At 67.3% G+C, this 16,036-nt stretch carries 16 protein-coding genes; 3 read left to right on the forward strand and 13 right to left on the reverse strand.

Annotated elements, in window-relative coordinates:
- Positions 1 to 54 precede the first annotated feature (54 nt).
- Positions 55 to 1,764, reverse strand: coding sequence for a 3-ketosteroid-delta-1-dehydrogenase (locus ACZ50Z_RS07155; protein ID WP_464482910.1), 1,710 nt, complete (start codon positions 1,762 to 1,764; stop codon positions 55 to 57).
- Positions 1,765 to 1,865: 101 nt separating this feature from the next.
- On the opposite strand from ACZ50Z_RS07155, the gene ACZ50Z_RS07160 reads away from it, so the two are divergent.
- From ACZ50Z_RS07160 to ACZ50Z_RS07170, 3 genes are read left to right on the forward strand one after another with little or no spacing between them, the layout of a single operon-like run.
- Positions 1,866 to 3,005 carry a Rieske 2Fe-2S domain-containing protein gene (locus ACZ50Z_RS07160; protein ID WP_464482911.1) on the forward strand — a complete coding sequence of 380 codons (1,140 nt, stop codon included), beginning with the start codon at positions 1,866 to 1,868 and terminating at the stop codon, positions 3,003 to 3,005.
- Positions 3,005 to 3,292, forward strand: a complete 288-nt coding sequence (locus ACZ50Z_RS07165) for a ferredoxin (RefSeq protein WP_464482912.1) — start codon at positions 3,005 to 3,007, stop codon at positions 3,290 to 3,292. Before ACZ50Z_RS07160 ends, ACZ50Z_RS07165 begins: the two co-directional genes overlap by 1 nt.
- Positions 3,292 to 4,104 (forward strand): SDR family NAD(P)-dependent oxidoreductase, encoded by an 813-nt coding sequence (locus ACZ50Z_RS07170; RefSeq protein WP_464482913.1) that lies wholly within the window; start codon positions 3,292 to 3,294, stop codon positions 4,102 to 4,104. The genes ACZ50Z_RS07165 and ACZ50Z_RS07170 overlap by 1 nt, the downstream gene beginning before the upstream one ends.
- Positions 4,105 to 4,110: 6 nt before the next feature.
- Here ACZ50Z_RS07170 and ACZ50Z_RS07175 read toward each other — a convergent pair whose 3' ends face one another.
- From ACZ50Z_RS07175 to ACZ50Z_RS07230, 12 genes are all read right to left on the reverse strand, one after another.
- Positions 4,111 to 4,539: a nuclear transport factor 2 family protein gene (locus ACZ50Z_RS07175; RefSeq protein WP_464486125.1), complete on the reverse strand. Its 429-nt coding sequence runs from the start codon at positions 4,537 to 4,539 to the stop codon at positions 4,111 to 4,113.
- Between the two features lie 16 nt (positions 4,540 to 4,555).
- Positions 4,556 to 5,338 (reverse strand): SDR family NAD(P)-dependent oxidoreductase, encoded by a 783-nt coding sequence (locus ACZ50Z_RS07180; protein WP_464482914.1) that lies wholly within the window; start codon positions 5,336 to 5,338, stop codon positions 4,556 to 4,558.
- 17 nt (positions 5,339 to 5,355) lie between these two features.
- Positions 5,356 to 6,432, reverse strand: coding sequence for a hypothetical protein (locus ACZ50Z_RS07185; protein ID WP_464482915.1), 1,077 nt, complete (start codon positions 6,430 to 6,432; stop codon positions 5,356 to 5,358).
- 46 nt (positions 6,433 to 6,478) lie between these two features.
- Entirely contained in the window at positions 6,479 to 7,462 is a 984-nt protein-coding gene (locus ACZ50Z_RS07190) for an alpha/beta hydrolase (protein WP_464482916.1), read from the reverse strand.
- A 12-nt stretch (positions 7,463 to 7,474) separates the two neighbouring features.
- Positions 7,475 to 8,347 (reverse strand): SDR family NAD(P)-dependent oxidoreductase, encoded by an 873-nt coding sequence (locus ACZ50Z_RS07195; RefSeq protein WP_464482917.1) that lies wholly within the window; start codon positions 8,345 to 8,347, stop codon positions 7,475 to 7,477.
- Between the two features lie 2 nt (positions 8,348 to 8,349).
- Positions 8,350 to 8,838 carry a nuclear transport factor 2 family protein gene (locus ACZ50Z_RS07200; RefSeq protein WP_464482918.1) on the reverse strand — a complete coding sequence of 163 codons (489 nt, stop codon included), beginning with the start codon at positions 8,836 to 8,838 and terminating at the stop codon, positions 8,350 to 8,352.
- Positions 8,839 to 8,908: 70 nt separating this feature from the next.
- Positions 8,909 to 9,934, reverse strand: coding sequence for an acyl-CoA dehydrogenase family protein (locus ACZ50Z_RS07205; RefSeq protein ID WP_464482919.1), 1,026 nt, complete (start codon positions 9,932 to 9,934; stop codon positions 8,909 to 8,911).
- Entirely contained in the window at positions 9,931 to 11,070 is a 1,140-nt protein-coding gene (locus ACZ50Z_RS07210) for an acyl-CoA dehydrogenase family protein (protein ID WP_464482920.1), read from the reverse strand. The genes ACZ50Z_RS07205 and ACZ50Z_RS07210 overlap by 4 nt, the downstream gene beginning before the upstream one ends.
- On the reverse strand, positions 11,070 to 11,846 hold the full coding sequence (locus tag ACZ50Z_RS07215) for a crotonase/enoyl-CoA hydratase family protein (RefSeq protein ID WP_464482921.1): 777 nt from the start codon (positions 11,844 to 11,846) through the stop codon (positions 11,070 to 11,072). The genes ACZ50Z_RS07210 and ACZ50Z_RS07215 overlap by 1 nt, the downstream gene beginning before the upstream one ends.
- Positions 11,843 to 13,261, reverse strand: coding sequence for an aldehyde dehydrogenase family protein (locus ACZ50Z_RS07220; protein WP_464482922.1), 1,419 nt, complete (start codon positions 13,259 to 13,261; stop codon positions 11,843 to 11,845). The genes ACZ50Z_RS07215 and ACZ50Z_RS07220 overlap by 4 nt, the downstream gene beginning before the upstream one ends.
- Before the next feature lie 13 nt (positions 13,262 to 13,274).
- The gene (locus ACZ50Z_RS07225) at positions 13,275 to 14,381 is read right to left on the reverse strand and encodes a zinc-binding dehydrogenase (protein WP_464482923.1); all 1,107 of its coding nucleotides are present in this window, start codon (positions 14,379 to 14,381) and stop codon (positions 13,275 to 13,277) included.
- Positions 14,382 to 14,419: 38 nt separating this feature from the next.
- Positions 14,420 to 16,018, reverse strand: coding sequence for an acyl-CoA synthetase (locus ACZ50Z_RS07230; RefSeq protein WP_464482924.1), 1,599 nt, complete (start codon positions 16,016 to 16,018; stop codon positions 14,420 to 14,422).
- Between the last annotated feature and the right edge of the window lie 18 nt (positions 16,019 to 16,036).

Genomic DNA, 16,036 nt, shown 5'->3' on the forward strand with positions numbered 1-16,036 from the left:
AGTCCTGATGGCGGTGACCCGCTTCGCCCGGCTGCGCCGCGCTCGCGATCGCCGCTAGTTCAGGCGGCGGGCCGCCGCGTCTTGGGCCGCGATGTATCCGTACACCAACCCCTGCGCGATCGTCGCGCCCGCACCCGGATACGTCGTGCCGAACGCGTTCGCGGCGGTATTGCCGATCGCATACAACCCGGCGATCGCCCCGCCGTCCTCGCGCAGAACCCGCGCCCGCTCGTCGGTCTTGAGCCCGCCGCAGGTGCCCAGGTCGGACAGCACCATTTTCACGGCGTAAAACGGGCCCTTGACCAACGGACGCAGGTTCGGGTTCGGGGTGATCGTCGGATCGCCGTAATAGCGGTCGTAAGCGCTGCGGCCGCGGCCGAAGTCGGGATCCTCGCCGACGGCGGCGTTGTGGTTGAAGCGCGTCATCGTCTCGAAGAATGCCGAGACCGGCACGCCGATCCTCGCGCCCAGGTCGGTGAGGTTATCGGCGCGGGCCGCGATGCCGGCGTCATACCAGGCCTGCGGGATGCGCATGCGCGGAAAGAGTTCGGCACCAAAGACATAACTGTTGCGGTACTGCTGATCGAAAATGATCCACATCGCCTCGACCGGGCTGCCGGATCGCTCAAGCTCGAGCAGCCGCTGCCCAAAGGTCATGTAATCGGTCGCCTCGTTGGCGAACCTGCGTCCGTCCTGGTCGACGATCAGAGAGCCCGGCAGCGAGCGTTCAGCCAGCATCACCACGGGCGCCTTGCCGGGCAGGGGCGCGACGGCCGGGAACCACCATGCCTGGTCCATCAAATCGGTGTCGGCCCCCAGCTCCTGCGCGGCGCGAATCCCGTCACCGGTATTCGTCTCGGCGCCCAGACTCAGGTTCGCGCCCAGCGATTCGGACTGGAACTTCCACCGCAGGTCCATGCTGTGGTCGAATCCGCCCGTGGCCAGCACCACACCGCGCCGGGCGGTGATCGTCACCTCGCGCCCATCGTGATCAAGGACTGCGCCACTCACCCGGCCGTCGTGGCCGGCGAGATGCAGCAGCGTGGTGTCGGTCCATACGGGAATGCCCGCGCGCAGCACTCCCGCGAACAGACCAGCCGTCAGGCCCTGGCCGCCGGCCGCGTAGTGGCGACCCACCATCAGCCCGCCAACGCCCTGGGCCACCCGCTTGACGATCGTCGGGATGCCTTTGCGCGGCACCCGTGCCATCAGGTTCATCCAGCGGTAATCGGCGCCAGTCGTGGGGACCGGGACATTGGCCTCCATGACGCCGGGCCGCAACCGGCTGCGGTATTCGCCCAGCTGGGAAGTGTTGAGCGGACGGCACTCGCAGGTGCGGCCGGCCGCGCTGCCACCGGGCTCCTCGGGGTGGTAGTCGGAATAGTCACGCGCCCAGAACAGCCGCAGCGGTGTCGTGCGGCGCAGCATCTCGACCGTCGCCGACACATGCGCCAGGAACCCGGCGGACCGCTGCGCGGGCGCCGTCCCGGCGACCACCGAGTCCAGGTAGGCGGCGGCGCGCTCGGCGGTGTCGCCCGCGCCGCCTTCGGCCAGCACCGGGCCGGCGGGCAGCCACAGCGCGCCGCCGGACCGGGCAGTCGAGCCGCCCACATACGACGATTTCTCAATGATCAGCACCGACAGACCGAGCTCATGGGCGGCCAGGGCCGCCGCCATGCCCGTTCCGGAGCCGACCACCAGCAGGTCAACACTCATGTCTGCCACCGGTAATCCGGCAGGAATCGTCGTACTGTGCACGGTCACACCGCAGAACAGTAGGCGTGTGGGCCTCGCCCCAGGAAGAGTCGTCCTGATCAGCGGAACATGTCGCCTCCGATCGAACGGTCGCGGGGTTCAATGTGTCCATGAGCTCGCAACCAGACTCCGACGCTGTTCGGCTCATCGAAGCCGGAGCCACGCCAACGCGGTTTGCCCGCGGCTGGCATTGCCTTGGCCTGCTCCGGGATTTCGGTGACGGAAAACCCCACGCGGTCAACGCCTTCGGGCAGAAGCTTGTGGTCTTCCGCGGCGGCGACGGCAAAATCAACGTGCTCGACGGCTACTGCCGCCACATGGGTGGCGACCTGTCCCAGGGGGAGGTCAAGGGCGACGAGATCGCGTGCCCGTTTCACGACTGGCGCTGGGGCGGCGACGGACGCTGCAAGCTGGTGCCGTATAGCAAGCGCACTCCGAGGCTGGCCCGCACCCAGGCATGGACCACCCTGCAACAGGACGGGATGCTGTTCGTCTGGAATGACCCCGAGCGCAACCCACCTCCGGAGGAGGTGACGATCCCGCGCATCGAGGGCGCCACCAGCGATGCGTGGACCGACTGGCACTGGTACACCACGGTCGTGAACACCAACTGCCGAGAAATCATCGACAACGTCGTGGACATGGCGCACTTCTTCTACATCCACGGGTCTCTGCCCACGCAGTTCAAGAACATCTTCGAAGGCCACGTGGCGACGCAGTACATGAACAGCGCGGGACGCCCCGATATCGGCGGCGAGGGCCCCAAGATGCTCGGAACCACCTCGGTCGCGTCCTATTGGGGTCCGTCATTCATGATCGACGACCTGACGTATCACTACGAGGATGCCGACCACGAAACTGTGCTGATCAATTGCCACTACCCGATCGACGCGAATTCTTTTGTGCTGCAATACGGCATCATCGTCAAGAAATCCGACGCCCTGCCCGAGGATGCGGCCATGCAGACGGCGATCGCCCTCGGCGATTTCGTCAAGATGGGTTTCGAGCAGGACGTGCAGATCTGGCGTAACAAGGCGCGGATCGACAACCCCTTGCTGGTCGAGGAGGACGGGCCGGTCTATCAGCTGCGCCGCTGGTATCAGCAGTTCTACGTCGACGCCACCGACGTGCAACCGGACATGGTGGACCGCTTCGAGTTCGAGCTCGACACGACCCGGCCCTACGAAGCATGGATGAAAGAGGTCCAGGCGAACATGGCGGCACAACCCGCCTCGGCCGGTTCGGTGTGATGACACTCGACTGGTCCGCGAGGACCGACAACCGACTGGTCGACATGCCCATGGCCCCGATCACGTGCCGCGAGTGCGGTGCGCGGGTGTCGGTCCGCAAAAGCAGCTGGAACCAGACAAGTGTGCAGTGGAATGAGCGAGCCTCGGCGCGCTGTATCGAGCGCCGCGAGGCCGAGCGTCTCGCCGGCCATCACCGGGGACCGTTCCTGGCGTGTGCCGCACTGCGCGACTCGATCCAGGCCGCTGTGGCCGCAGGGGAATTGGCGGTCGTCGACCCCGTAATCTGATGACCGTGAATGGTGCAGCACGGGTCGCCGTCGTGACCGGAGCGAGCCGCGGCGCCGGACGCGGTATCGCGGCCGCGCTGGCAGCCCGCGACTGGCGGGTGTATGCGACAAGCCGCACCATCAGCGACACTCCGTCCGGCGTCGTGGCTGTCCGCGTCGACCATGGGGACGACGACGCCGTGAAGGGCTTGTTCGACCGCGTACAAGAGGAGTGCGGGCGCCTCGACCTCCTGGTCAACAACGCCGCGACCGTCTCGGATGCGCTGGTCAGCCCAAAGCCCTTCTGGGAGAAGCCACTCGAGCTCGCCGATGTGCTCGATGTCGGTCTGCGGTCGTCCTACGTCGCGACGTGGTATGCGGCGTCGTTGCTCATCGCGGGGGAGCGCGGCCTGGTCGCCTTCACGTCGTCGCCGGGGTCGGTGTGTTACATGCACGGCCCCGCCTACGGCGCGCAGAAGGCCGGGGTCGACAAGATGGTCGCGGACATGGCGGTGGATTTCCAAGGCACCGGGGTTGCGACGGTGTCGATCTGGATGGGCATCCTGCTGACCGAGAAGCTGCGCGCCGCGTTCAGTGCGGACCCGGCCGGGCTGGCCGCGATGGCCGAGCATGCCGAAACCCCGGAATTCACCGGGTATGTGATCGATGCGTTGTGCGGCGATCCGCGACTGGCGGAGCTGAGCGGGCAATCGCTCATCGGGGCGGAACTTGCGCAGCGCTACGGCATCACCGACGAGGGCGGCCGCCGGCCACCCTCGCACCGGGACATGCTCGGCTCGCCCCGGATGCCGAGCAGCGTCGTGGTGCGCTAGCGACGGTCACCCACCAAATACGTCGAGTGCGCCGACATAAGCGCGGTTGGCTTTGACCCGCTCCGTCAAGCACCACGATCCGTCGGGGCGGCGCCGCCACGTGTCGTGATAGTCGCCGATGGTGTAGAACCGCGTCGACGGGTCGGCCGTCGAGTTCAGGTGCACATCGCGGATGTAGGCGCGGCTCACCGCGGTGTCTCCGGTGACGTCGACGACGACGTTGCCCAAGAAGTGTTGGGTGGGACCGCATTTGTCGAGGAACTCGCGAATCACGTCGATGATTGCCGCTGCGCCCTCCAGCCGCCCGGTCCCCAAATCCCCTTGTGCGTCCTCGGCAAGGATGTCGGACATCGCCGCCCAGTCGCGGTCGTCCATGGCGCGGGCGAACAGGTTCAGCGCGCGTTGCACGTCGCGCTCGTCGCACAGCGCCTGCAATCGATCAGTAACCATGTCAGGCGTGTGCCCCACCGTCGACGCGAATCTCCGTTCCGGTGATGAACGCACCGTCGTCGGAAGCCACCATGGCGATCACCGAGGCGACCGCGCTTGTGTCGCCGAGTATTTCGCTGTCATCGCCATGCAACAGCGGGGTTTGCTTGGCCCACAAGCCAAGGTCGTACCCGTCGGGCATCTTCTCCAGCGTGCTGTTGGCCAATGCCGTCGAGATCCCGCCCGGTTGGATATTGACCGCGCGCAGGCCCTGCTTGGAGTACTCCAGCGCGAGCGAATGGGTGAAACTCAAAATGCCGCCCTTGCTGGCGGCATACGCGGCCATATAGGGGTGGGCGAAAGATGCGGCGGTGGAGGTGAAGTTCACCACCACGCCGCGCCCGGATTGCAGCAGCGCCGGTAGCGCCTGGCGGGTCATGAGGAAAGTGCCAGTCAGATTGACCGCCAGCGTTCGGTTCCAGTCGGCCAGGGTGGTCTCGTGGGTGTGCGAACAGGTCTGCACGGCAGCGACATTGACGAGTACGTCGAGGCCGCCCAAGGCGGCTACCGCCGCATCGACGGCGGCAACCACATCCTCTTCGACCGAGATATCCAGCACAGCAGTGGTCAGGCGTTTGCCCGTGCCCGCGTCGTCAGCGGCGGCCGCCGTACGCGCCAACCCGTCCGCAGACACGTCGTAGGCCACGACGGTGGCGCCCTCGCCGAGCACCCGGGCCACGGTGGCCTGTCCGATTCCGGAGCCGGCTCCGGTGACGATGACCCGCCGATCGGCAAAACGATCCATCAGCGCAGACCTTTCCGTCATGCCAGCTGGAAGGCGCTCAGCGGTGCCTCCTCCGGGTAGGCGGCTGGACCACCCAGGTCATAGGCCGCGTTGAGCGCGCTGATGAACTCCGGATCGTGCAGCGGCTCGCTGGGGATATCGAGGTTGATGCCCTTGGCATTGAGGTCGTCGACCATGATGTCGATGGCTTTGTCGACGGTCAGATCATCGGAGCCGTCCATGTTCTTTTTCAGCTCGTCGAAGTCGGAGAACACCTCGGCTGACCAGTGCACCAGAAATCGGAGCTCGTCGGTGTGGTGGCGGGCAATCACGTCCTCGCCGTTTTTCAGCAGCCAATGCTCGCGGCTGGTGGGATCTCCCGTGAACACGGTGTCAAACGCCAGCCCCGCCGGAACTTGTTGTTCCAGTGGGCCATTCGCCTCACCGCGATGCACCATCATTTCGTTTTGCACCACCACACCGCGGTTGTTGATCGGGGGCAGGATGCGTTGGGGCGCCTGGAGCGGGCCGTGCGGCCAGTAGGTGAAGCCGCTGCCGGCGTCCAGTGAGAACCAGGTGATGACCTGCGCCATCTTGATCAGATAGTCGCGGAACAGGCCGGATTTGCCCATGACGCTGGTCAACCAGGTCGGGGCGTTTTCGTGCCGCACACCGCGGAAGCTCGGCGAATCCAGGTGGCCGGGATCGCGGTTGGCGCACGGGCCGTTGATGTTGAACAGCATCAACTCGGGCTTGGCGTATTCGGCGTTCCAGTAGTCCTTGGCCATCTGCAGGAAGCGCTCGTTGTAGAAGCAGTCGTGCAATTGCGGGTAGAGCACCGCGCCGTAGTTGGCGAGGTAGCCGCGGAAGGTCGGGGTCAGGAAAAGATCGAGCGAGGGGCTGAACCCCTCGGGGAACATGCCGCTCATCGTCGCCATCAACTCGTCGGCGGACGCGAAGTGCTGAGCGATGATCAGCTTCCAGGGACCCTCGGTGCGCACCACGTCGAGCAGGCGCTCGCGCTGGTCGTCGGAGTAGACGTTGTCGATTTCGCGGGGCGGGGCGGCCGGCCGCAGCACGTCAGAAAGCTCCATCCGGCGCTCGTCGGTGAGCATCAGCTGTCTCCTTTGTTAGTTCAAGGTTGGTTGATTGTGCGCAGAATCAACGCGACGCGGTCGACGGCTGTCCGGTGATCGGGACGTCGAATCGAAGCGGGTGGGCGAACTTGGCGCGCAGCAGCGCCCCGACCTCCGCGATCGCCAATCGGCCCCGCGCGGTGGCGTCGGAGCGCATCAGAAAGCCGTGGTACACGCCGGGATAGCGGGTGAAGGTGGTCTGCACGTCCGCGTCGCGCAGCCGGTCGGCGTAGCGCTCACCCCAGTCCCGGATCGGGTCGCAGCCGCCGGTGACCACGATCGCCGGTGGCAGGCCCGACAGATCGGCCGCGTACGCCGGGATCAGATACGGGTCCGTGGACGGTCCGGCTTCGCCGTCGGCCAGCGCGTGCATGTAGTCGATGTCGTCGCGGGTGAGCAGCGGCGCGTCGGGCATCGCGGCGATCGAGGCAATGGACATGTCGCGGTCCAGGCCGGGGTAGAGCAGCACCTGGGCGTAGATGGCCGGTCCCTGGCGATCGCGGGCGGCCAGCGCCACCGCGGCCGCCAGCGCGCCCCCGGCGCTGTCGCCGATGACCGCGAGCCGCTCGGCATCGACGCCCAATTGGCTGGCGTTCCGCGACACCCATTCGGTGGCCGCATAGGCGTCGTCGAACTGCGCGGGCGGCGCCGATTCCGGGGCCAGCCGGTAGTCCACGGCCACGACGGTCGCCGCCGACGCCGCGGCGAGCTCGCGCGCCAGCGGCTCGAACGAGCGATTGGATCCCATCACCAGCCCGCCGCCGTGGAAATAGACCAGCACCGGCCCGTCGGCATCCGTAATCGGACGGTAAATCCTGACGGGGACGCTGCCGTCGGCGCCAGGGATGAAAGTCTCGGTGACGCCGGCCATCTCGGGCATGTCATCCGGCAGCGGCGCGGATTCCAGTCCGGCGCGCACCGCGGCCAAACCCCGTTGCCGCATCGGAGCGATCTCGCCGAACGAGGCGATCCGGGCGGCCGCATCGGGATCCAGTGCGTAAGGAGTCATTTCGTCATCGCGTCAGTGTGGTGCGGATTCGAACCGCGTCTCGGTCCGCATGTGTGGGGGCTGTTGTGTGGCAAGCACATTGGCACGCTCGGTCATCGCGGCGCCGACGCTGTCCGGGTGGGTGTGCAGGTAGAAACCGCCCTCGGCGGACTGCCCGAAGATCTGTTCGGCGGCTTCCAGCGGATCCATGGACGCCGCCTTGATGCCGAGCATGGTCGAGCGGTGAGTTTCGGCGGCGACGGCATCGGTGGCCGCGCTGGAGTCGACGCCGCCCGCAGACTCGAAGATGTTGGAGCGCACCGGCCCGGGCAGCACGGCCTGGACATGAATGTGATCGGCGTGCCCCGCGGTCTGCACCTCGAGGTGCAGACATTCGGTCAGCGACAACACCGCGTGCTTGCTCACGATGTAGGGCGCCTGCAACGGCATCGCCACCACCGCCCCAACCGATGCGATGTTCCACACCCACGCCTGCTCGTCGGTGGCGATCATCTTGGGCAGAAAGGCCCGCACGCCGTAGAACACACCGCTGACGTTGATGTCCATGATGCGTTGCCAGTTGGCCACCGGGGTGTCCCACAGGTACCCGAACTGTTCGATGCCCGCGTTGTTCACCAGCAGGCGCACCGGCCCGACGTCGCGGTAGGCGCGGTCGGCGAGGTCCTGCACGGCGCCGGGATCGCGCACGTCGCAGACGACGTCGTGCGCCGCGCCGCCCGCCGTGGACAACTCGTCGCGCAGCGCCGCGACGGCGCCCCCGTCCACGTCGGCCAGCACGACCGTCATGCCCAACCGGCTGGCGTGGCGGGCCAGCCCGGCGCCGATACCCGACCCGGCGCCGGTGATGACCGCGACGCCGCCCCCGAAGGTTTCCCGAGCGTCCATGACTATGAGCCGGCGCCGCTTTCGGCGTGCAGTTCCGAGAGCAGCACTGAATTGGTGGCGTCGAGGACGACGTCCATCTCGGTGAACTCCAGGCCTAGTGTGCCCGCGCCGCCGCGTCGAACGCCGACGTTGACCACCCCGCTGGACACCGCGAACGGCACGAAGTTGGCGATCTGGTTGACGAAGATGTAGAAGCGGACGCGGGTGACCTCGCCGTCGGTGCCGGTGCGGTGCACGTTGGTGGCGTGGTGGCGCAACGGGTACGGGCTTTGCTTGCGATGGTCGGACAGCCATTCCATCACCGCATCGCGACCTTGGAGCTCCGGTGACATCAGTTCTTCGAAAGGGCTTGCGCCGGAATCGCTTCGGGTTAGGTAGTGCACGTCCTCGGCGTAACTGTTGGCCAGCTCGTCGTAGTGGGCCTCGTCGTAGTGGTACCAGAAGGACGCGATGAACTCCTGCAATTCCGGCAGCGTGATGTCGTTGCTCATGGCGCCAGTCAACTCCGGTGTGGCCTCGCTAACACCGCCGATGCCCGGTCAGTGGAACACGGTGTGGAACTCAGCCGGTGATCAGCTCCCACACGCCTCCAGCGCTCGCGTGCATGGCCGCGTCGGTGACCCGCTCGTCCCAATACCGCACCGAGCCGAACTCCGAGCGCCACGCGAGCGCCGCGCGGGTGAACTCGTGCAACCGGTGCTCGCGGGTGGTGCCGATCGCACCGTGCACCTGGTGGGCGTTGCGCACCACCACCGACGTCGCGTGGCCGGCGCACGAACGCGCCACGGCCACAAGGAAATCCAACTCGGGCGTCGACCATTCGCCAACGACCGCGGCGTGCAGCGCGGCCTCCGTCGCCGCTCGGGCGAGTGCGGCGTCCGCGGCGATATCGGAGACGAGGTTCTGTACGGCCTGGAACTTGGACAGGGGGCGGCCGAACTGGACCCGTGCGGTCACGTGCTCGACGCACATGTGCACGATGCGGTCCAGGGCGGCGCTGACTTGGATGGAGCGGACCAGGGCGCCCTTCAGCCGCAGCTGGGTGAGCGAGGCTGCGGTGACCGGGACGCCTCGCAGGCTCGCCGGGTCGGCGGCCACCGTGTCGCGTGGCTCGCCGATCAGGTTCCTACCCGGGGTGATGGTGAGCTGGTCGGCGGCGACATCGGCGACTTGGCGCCCGCCCTCGCCTCGCCATACGACCACGATCCGGTCGGCCGACGCGGCCCAGGGGACCTCGGTTGCGGTCGCCTGCTTGTCGAGCACGCACACGGTCCGCACCGCGTCGTCCGCGGTGAGTCCGCTGCTCTCCAGCAGCCAGCAGGCCAATAAGTCGTGTTCGGCCAACGGGATTCGCACCCCGTGGCCGACGGCTGCGGTGAGGAGTTCGGCGGCGTCGTACCAGGTCGCCCCGCTACCGCCGTGTTGTTCCGCACCGGTCAAGCGCACCAGGCCGAGTTCGTCGAGTTGCCGCCAGAGGGCGGTGTCTCGCTCGATCGTCGCCGCGGGCGGGTGCTTGTCGCGGTAATCGGAGAAAACCGCGCCCATCATCTCGACGAGCGCGTCGTCAACGGTGCCCCCGGTGCTCATCGCATGCCCAGCCCGCGCGCGAGCACGCCACGCAGGACCTCGTTGGTGCCGCCGCGCAGCGTGAAGCCCGGCCGCTGATCCACGGCCGCACCCACCAGGTCGGAGAAGGCCGAGTCGGGGGAGTCCTGCTGGTCGGCGAATTCAGCGATGTCGCCTTCGGTGGTGGTGCCCAGCACCTTGACGACGGCGGCCGCGAGGTCCGCGGGTTCGTGGCGTTCCAGCGCACCGGCCACCGCGGTGGACATCTGATGCAGGCCGGCGATGCGCGCGACCAGGCGGCCCAGATTCGGATCGCGAGGGATGGCGTTGGATGCCATGCGATCGGCGCAGGCCGCCAGCAGCACGAACGTGGACAGGAACCGCTCGGGTCCGCTGCGTTCGAAGGCGAGCTCGGAGGTCACCTGCTGCCAGCCGTTGCCGATTTCACCGAAGACCATGGCGTCGGGGACGAACGCCGACTCCAGGATCACCTCGTTGAAGTGGTGGGCGCCGTTCATCGACACGATCGGTCGGATCTCGATGCCGGACCCGCGCAGGTCGACGATGAACTGGCTCAGTCCGCCGTGCCGGTTCGCCGGGTCCACCGCTGCGGTGCGCGCGAGCGCGATGAACGCGTGCGCAAGGTGGGCGCCCGACGTCCAGACTTTGGTGCCGGTCAGCGACCAGCCGCCGTCGACGCGGGTGGCGCGGGTGTGCACGCTGGCCAGATCGGAGCCGGAGTCCGGCTCGCTCATCCCGATGCCGAAGTAGCATTCTCCGCGCACGATGCGGGGCAGGAACTCCCGCTTCTGTTCTTCGGTGCCGTATTTGAGCAGCGAGGGCACGATCTGGCGGTCGGCGATCCAGTGCGCGGCGACCGGCGCCCCCGCGGCGAGCAGTTCCTCGGTCACGACGAATCGCTCGATGAAAGAGCGCCCGTGCCCGCCGTATTCGGGCGGCACCGTCATGCCCAGCCAACCGCGGGCCGCGAGTGCGGCAGTAAATTTCTCGTCCCAGCCCGTCAGCCAGGCATCGACCGAAGGAGTGAACGCGCCTGCGGCCAGTTGGTCGGCGAGAAAATCACGCACCTCGTTGCGCAACTCCTCGGTGGCCGCGGCGTCGACACTGGCGGGCGGCACCAAACGGGGCACTGCCATCAGCGCGTCTTCCACTTCTCGATGCGCTGCTCGTGCTCGGCGGAGCCGTGGGCCAGCGGTTGCATGGCCGCGGCCATGCCCAATGTCGTGTCGAGTGAGCCCGTGCGCGACTCGCGCAGCAGCCGCTTGGCCATTCGCAGCGCGTGGCCGGGGTTCTTGGAGATCCGCTCGGCCAGCGCGCGGGACTGCGGCAACAGCTCGTCGTGCGGCACCACCCTGCTGACCATGCCCCAGTCCAGGGCGGTCGTCGCGTCCACGCGATCGCCGGTGAACGTCATCTCGGCGGCGCGTTCATAGCCCACCGCGCGTGGCAGGAACCACGAACCGCCGTCGCCGGGGATCAGGCCGAGCTGTACGAAGCTCTCGGCGAACGAGGCGCGCTCCGAGGCGATCCGGATGTCGCACATCAGCGCCAGGTCGCAACCGGCGCCGACGGCGGCGCCGTTGACGGCGGCGATCAGCGGCACCTCGAAGCGCTGCAATGCCCGCGGTATCCGCTGGATTCCGGCGATGTAGGCGTGCCGCTGGTCCAGGGCGTCGAGCCCGAACATGCCGGTGCGGTCGGCCATCTCCTTGACGTTGCCGCCTGCGGAGAAGATCTTGCCGGCCCCGGTCAGGATGACGGCCCGGATCGAGACGTCGGCGTTGGCGGCGTCGACCGCCCGCTCGAACGCGGCGATGAAATCCTCGCCGGTGATCGCGTTGCCGACCTCAGGCTGATTGATCGTCCAGACCTGCGTCGGCCCGAAGGTGGCGATATCGAGAGGCGTGCTCATGCGGGTAACTGTAGGGACTTGGTCTGCAAGTACTCCTCGAAGCCCGCGCGTCCGAGCTCACGGCCGAGACCGGATTTCTTGTATCCGCCGAACGGGGCGATCGGGTTGTACTTTCCACCGTTGATGTCGAGCTGACCGGTCTGCACACCGCGCGCGAAGGCGACGGCGCGGTCGGTGTCCCCGGCCCAGACCGCGCCGGACAGCCCGTACGGGGTGCAATTGGCGATCCGCAGCGCGTCGGCGTCATCGTCGAACGGAATGATCGCGAGGACCGGCCCGAACACTTCTTCCTGGCCCAGTTCACTGTGCGGGTCGACGTCGGCGAAGACGGTCGGGGCAACGTAGTAGCCGACGTCGCGGACCCTCTCGGCGCCGCCGGTGAGCAGTCGCGCGCCGTCACGTACGGCGCGCTCGATGTAGCCCAGCACGGTGTCGAACTGCTTGGCCGACGCCGACGGGCCGATCCGCGTGTCCGGGTCGAACGGGTCCCCGACGGTGAATTTCGACGCCGCGGACCGTGCGATGTCCAGCGCCTCGCCGTAGCGGGACCGCGGCACCAGCATCCTGGTCCAGGCCATGCAGGTCTGGCCCCCGTTGAGAAAGGCGTTACCGACGCCGACCTTGACCGCGGTGGACAGGTCGGCGTCTTCGAGGATCACGTTGGCCGACTTGCCGCCGAGTTCCAAGGCCACCTTCTTCACCGTGCGCCCGGCCAGTTCGCCGACTCGGGCCCCGACGGCGGTGGAGCCCGTGAACGAGACGAAGTCGACGTCGGGATGTTCGGCGATCCGTTCGCCGATCACCGCGCCGCCGCCGGACACCAGGTTCACCACCCCGGCGGGCAGCCCCGCCTCCTCGATGGCCTCGACGAATTCGAACACCGACAGCGGTGCCTCGTTGCTGGGCTTGAGCACCACCGTGCAACCGGCGGCGATGGCCGGCAGGACCTTGGCGACGACCTGGTAAAGCGGATAGTTCCACGGCGTGATCGCCCCGACCACGCCGTAGGGCTCCCGCAGGACCAGCGAATTGCCCACGGGCTCTTCGAATTCGAAGGTATCCAGCACATCGGCGAAACCGCGGGCCACGGCCAGCGGCACCTGCGTCTGCACGGTCTGGGCGATGCGCAGCGGCGCCCCCATCTCGCGGCTGATGGTCTCGGCGATGTCGGGCAGTCGCTTTTCCATCGCCGCGATCACCGCGGCGATCCGCGCCCGGCGCTCGGAAACGCTGATCAGCGGGTCGAACGCGCGCTTGGCGGCCGACACCGCGGCGTCGACGTCGGCCGTGGTGCCGGCGGGCACCGAACCGATCGGCTTCTCGGTGGAGGGATCGATGACCTCGATGGCGTCGTTCCCGTAGGACTCGACCCATTTCCCATCGATGAACAGCGTGGTGCGTTCGTAGTTGTGCATGGTCTTCTTTCGATCAGGGGACGATGCTGGCGCGGATGTCGCGTTTGCCTTCGGCCGCCGCGAATGCCGCGTTGATGTCGTCGAGCGAATAGCTTGCCGCGGCGAGGCGGTCGAGTGGCAGCCGGTCTTGGTTGTGTTCCAGGAAGGTCAGCGCACGCGACAACACCTCCGGGTCGTAGAGCGAAACACCGATCATCGTCTTGTTCCCGAACACGAACCGAGAGGGGTCGAACTCGAAGGTCTTGCCGATGTTGATGTTGCCGATCTCGACGTAGCGCCCGAACTGCCCGAGCAGTTTGAGACCCTCGTCGATCGCCGACGGATGGCCCACCACCTCCACCGCGACGTCGGCGCCGTACCCTTCGGTGAGTCTGCGTATCAGCTTGGCCCGGTCCTTCGTGTCGGGCACCTCGGTGATGTCGATGACGTCGTCGGCGCCGAACGCGAGCGCCAGTTCCAGGCGCTCGGGCACGCCATCGAGGGCGATCACGCGTGCCGCCCCGCGCGCCTTGGCGACCGCGACCGCATAGAGGCCGAGGGCGCCCGCGCCCTGCACCAGCACCGTCTCGCCGAGTTGTTGGCCCGCTCGCTCGAGCCCGTACATCACCTGTGACAGAGCGCAATTGGCGCCCGCGGCGATCTCGTCGGAAACCCCGTCGGGCACGGTGTAGACGACCGCCCCTGCCGGCAGCAGGTAGTAGTCGGCGTATCCACCGACGAAGTAGGGTGGCTCGTCGGCGCGGCCGAGCATCGCCATCTTCAGCTTCACACACGCGTTGCGCCGGCCGGCCAGGCAATTCCGGCACCGGTGGCAGCAGAAGAAGTAGGGGAACACCACCCGGGCGCCGGCCCGCAACGGTTTGCCGCTGGAATCCGTGCCGACACCGTCGCCGAGCGCCTCGACCGCGCCGACCATTTCGTGACCCAGAACGGTGGGCAGCTGACCACCCAGCCCGCGGGTGGCGAAGGTGCCATGCCAGGCGTGTACGTCCGAGCCGCAGATGTTGGCCCGAGTGACCTTGACCAGGATCTCGCCGGGGCCAACGTCGGGCAGAGCGACCGTTTCGATTTCGAAGGGTTTGCCCGGCCCGTCGAATCGAGCGATGCGGCCTTTGTACATGGGCAACGAATTCCTTTCAAGCAGAGTGGTTTTCGCGATCAATTGAACGCGTGCTGATCGAGACCGAAACGCTCCCGCAGTGAACGTTTGAGCACTTTTCCGCTGGGGTTCTTCGGCAGCGCGTCCACGAAGAAGACGCGTTTGGGTGTCTTGAATCCGGCCAGGTGCGCCCGGCAGTGAGCGAACAGGTCTTCCTCGGTCAAAACGGTGCCGTCGCGTGCGACGACGGCGGCCACCACCGCCTCCACCCACACCGGGTGGGGCAGGCCGAACACCGCGACTTCTTGAACACCGTTGTGCCGGTAGAGGATTTCCTCGACCTCCCGGCTGGCCACGTTTTCTCCACCGGTCTTGATCATGTCCTTCTTGCGGTCGACGACGTGCAGCAGTCCGTGTTCGTCGTAGTAGCCCAGGTCGCCGGAGTGGAACCAACCGCCTCGGAAGGCGGCCGCGGTGCGTTCCGGATCGTCGAGGTAGCCCGGCGTCAAATGCGGACTGCGGTGCGCGATCTCGCCGACCACGCCGGCGGCGACGGGGTTGTCGTCGTCGTCGAGGATGGCGGTTTCGACGTTGACCACCGGCCTGCCGGCCGAACCAGCGTGCGCGTCCTGCTCGTCCGGGCCCAGAGCCGAGGCCAGCGGTGCCATTTCGGTCTGGCCGTAGAAGTTCCACAATCGGAGGTCGGGCAGCCGTTCGCGGATCTCGTGCAAGATTTCCACCGGCATTGCCGAGGCGCCGTAATAGCCCTTGCGTAGGCTGGACAGGTCTACTTCGTCGAACACCGGTGAGCGCAGCAGCGAGATCCACACCGTCGGGGGAGCGAAATAGTTGGTGACACGGTGGCTCTCGATGGCGCGCAGCACCGCTTCGGGTTCGGGCCGCGGCAGGATGATGCTCGTGGCGCCGAGGTAGATGTCGGTGGCCAGGAAGTTGTCCAGCTGCGCGCAGTGATACAGCGGTAGCGAGTGGATCTCGACGTCGTCGTGCGACATCTCGCCTGCGGCGATCGTGCTGACGTACTGCCACATCAGGCTGCGGCTGGTGTGGATCGCGGCCTTGGGGCGGGATTCGGTTCCGCTGGTGTACATCAGTCGCACCGGTTGGTCGTCGTCGATGTGCGGGCTCGGCGCCGGTGTCTCGGTGGTCAGCCACTCGGCGAAATCGGCCCACCCGCGCGCGCCCTGGTGTCCCCTCGGCACCAGGGCGGCTTTGGTTTTGACCACGCCCCCCTGCCGGATCGCCTCTTCGGCGGTTTCAGTGAGGTCCGCTTCGACGACGACGCCGCTGACCTGACTGTGGCCGAGGATGTAGGCGATCTCCTCGGCGGTCAGCATGAAGTTGATCGGGACCAAGACCACTCCGGCCCGCGCCGTCGCGAAGGCCAGCACGGCGTACTGCCAGCAGTTGCGTGACAGCAGGCCGAGCCGGTCACCAGGTCGAAAACCGTTGTCGTGCAACGCGGCCGCCGCGCGGTCCACCAGACGGTCGAACTCGGCGAAGGTCAGCGCAACGGCCCCGTCGATGACTGCGATCTTGTCCGGGTGTCGCCGGGCGGACCGGCGGGGGATATCGCCGAGTCCGTGGCGACGCGCCCGCGCGATCGCGGCTTCGAGTTCATCGGGCTGCATGCCCGTCACGGTAAGCGCCGACGCCCG

It is taken from the genome of Mycobacterium sp. NTMscope_MAC_269 (assembly GCF_976985695.1).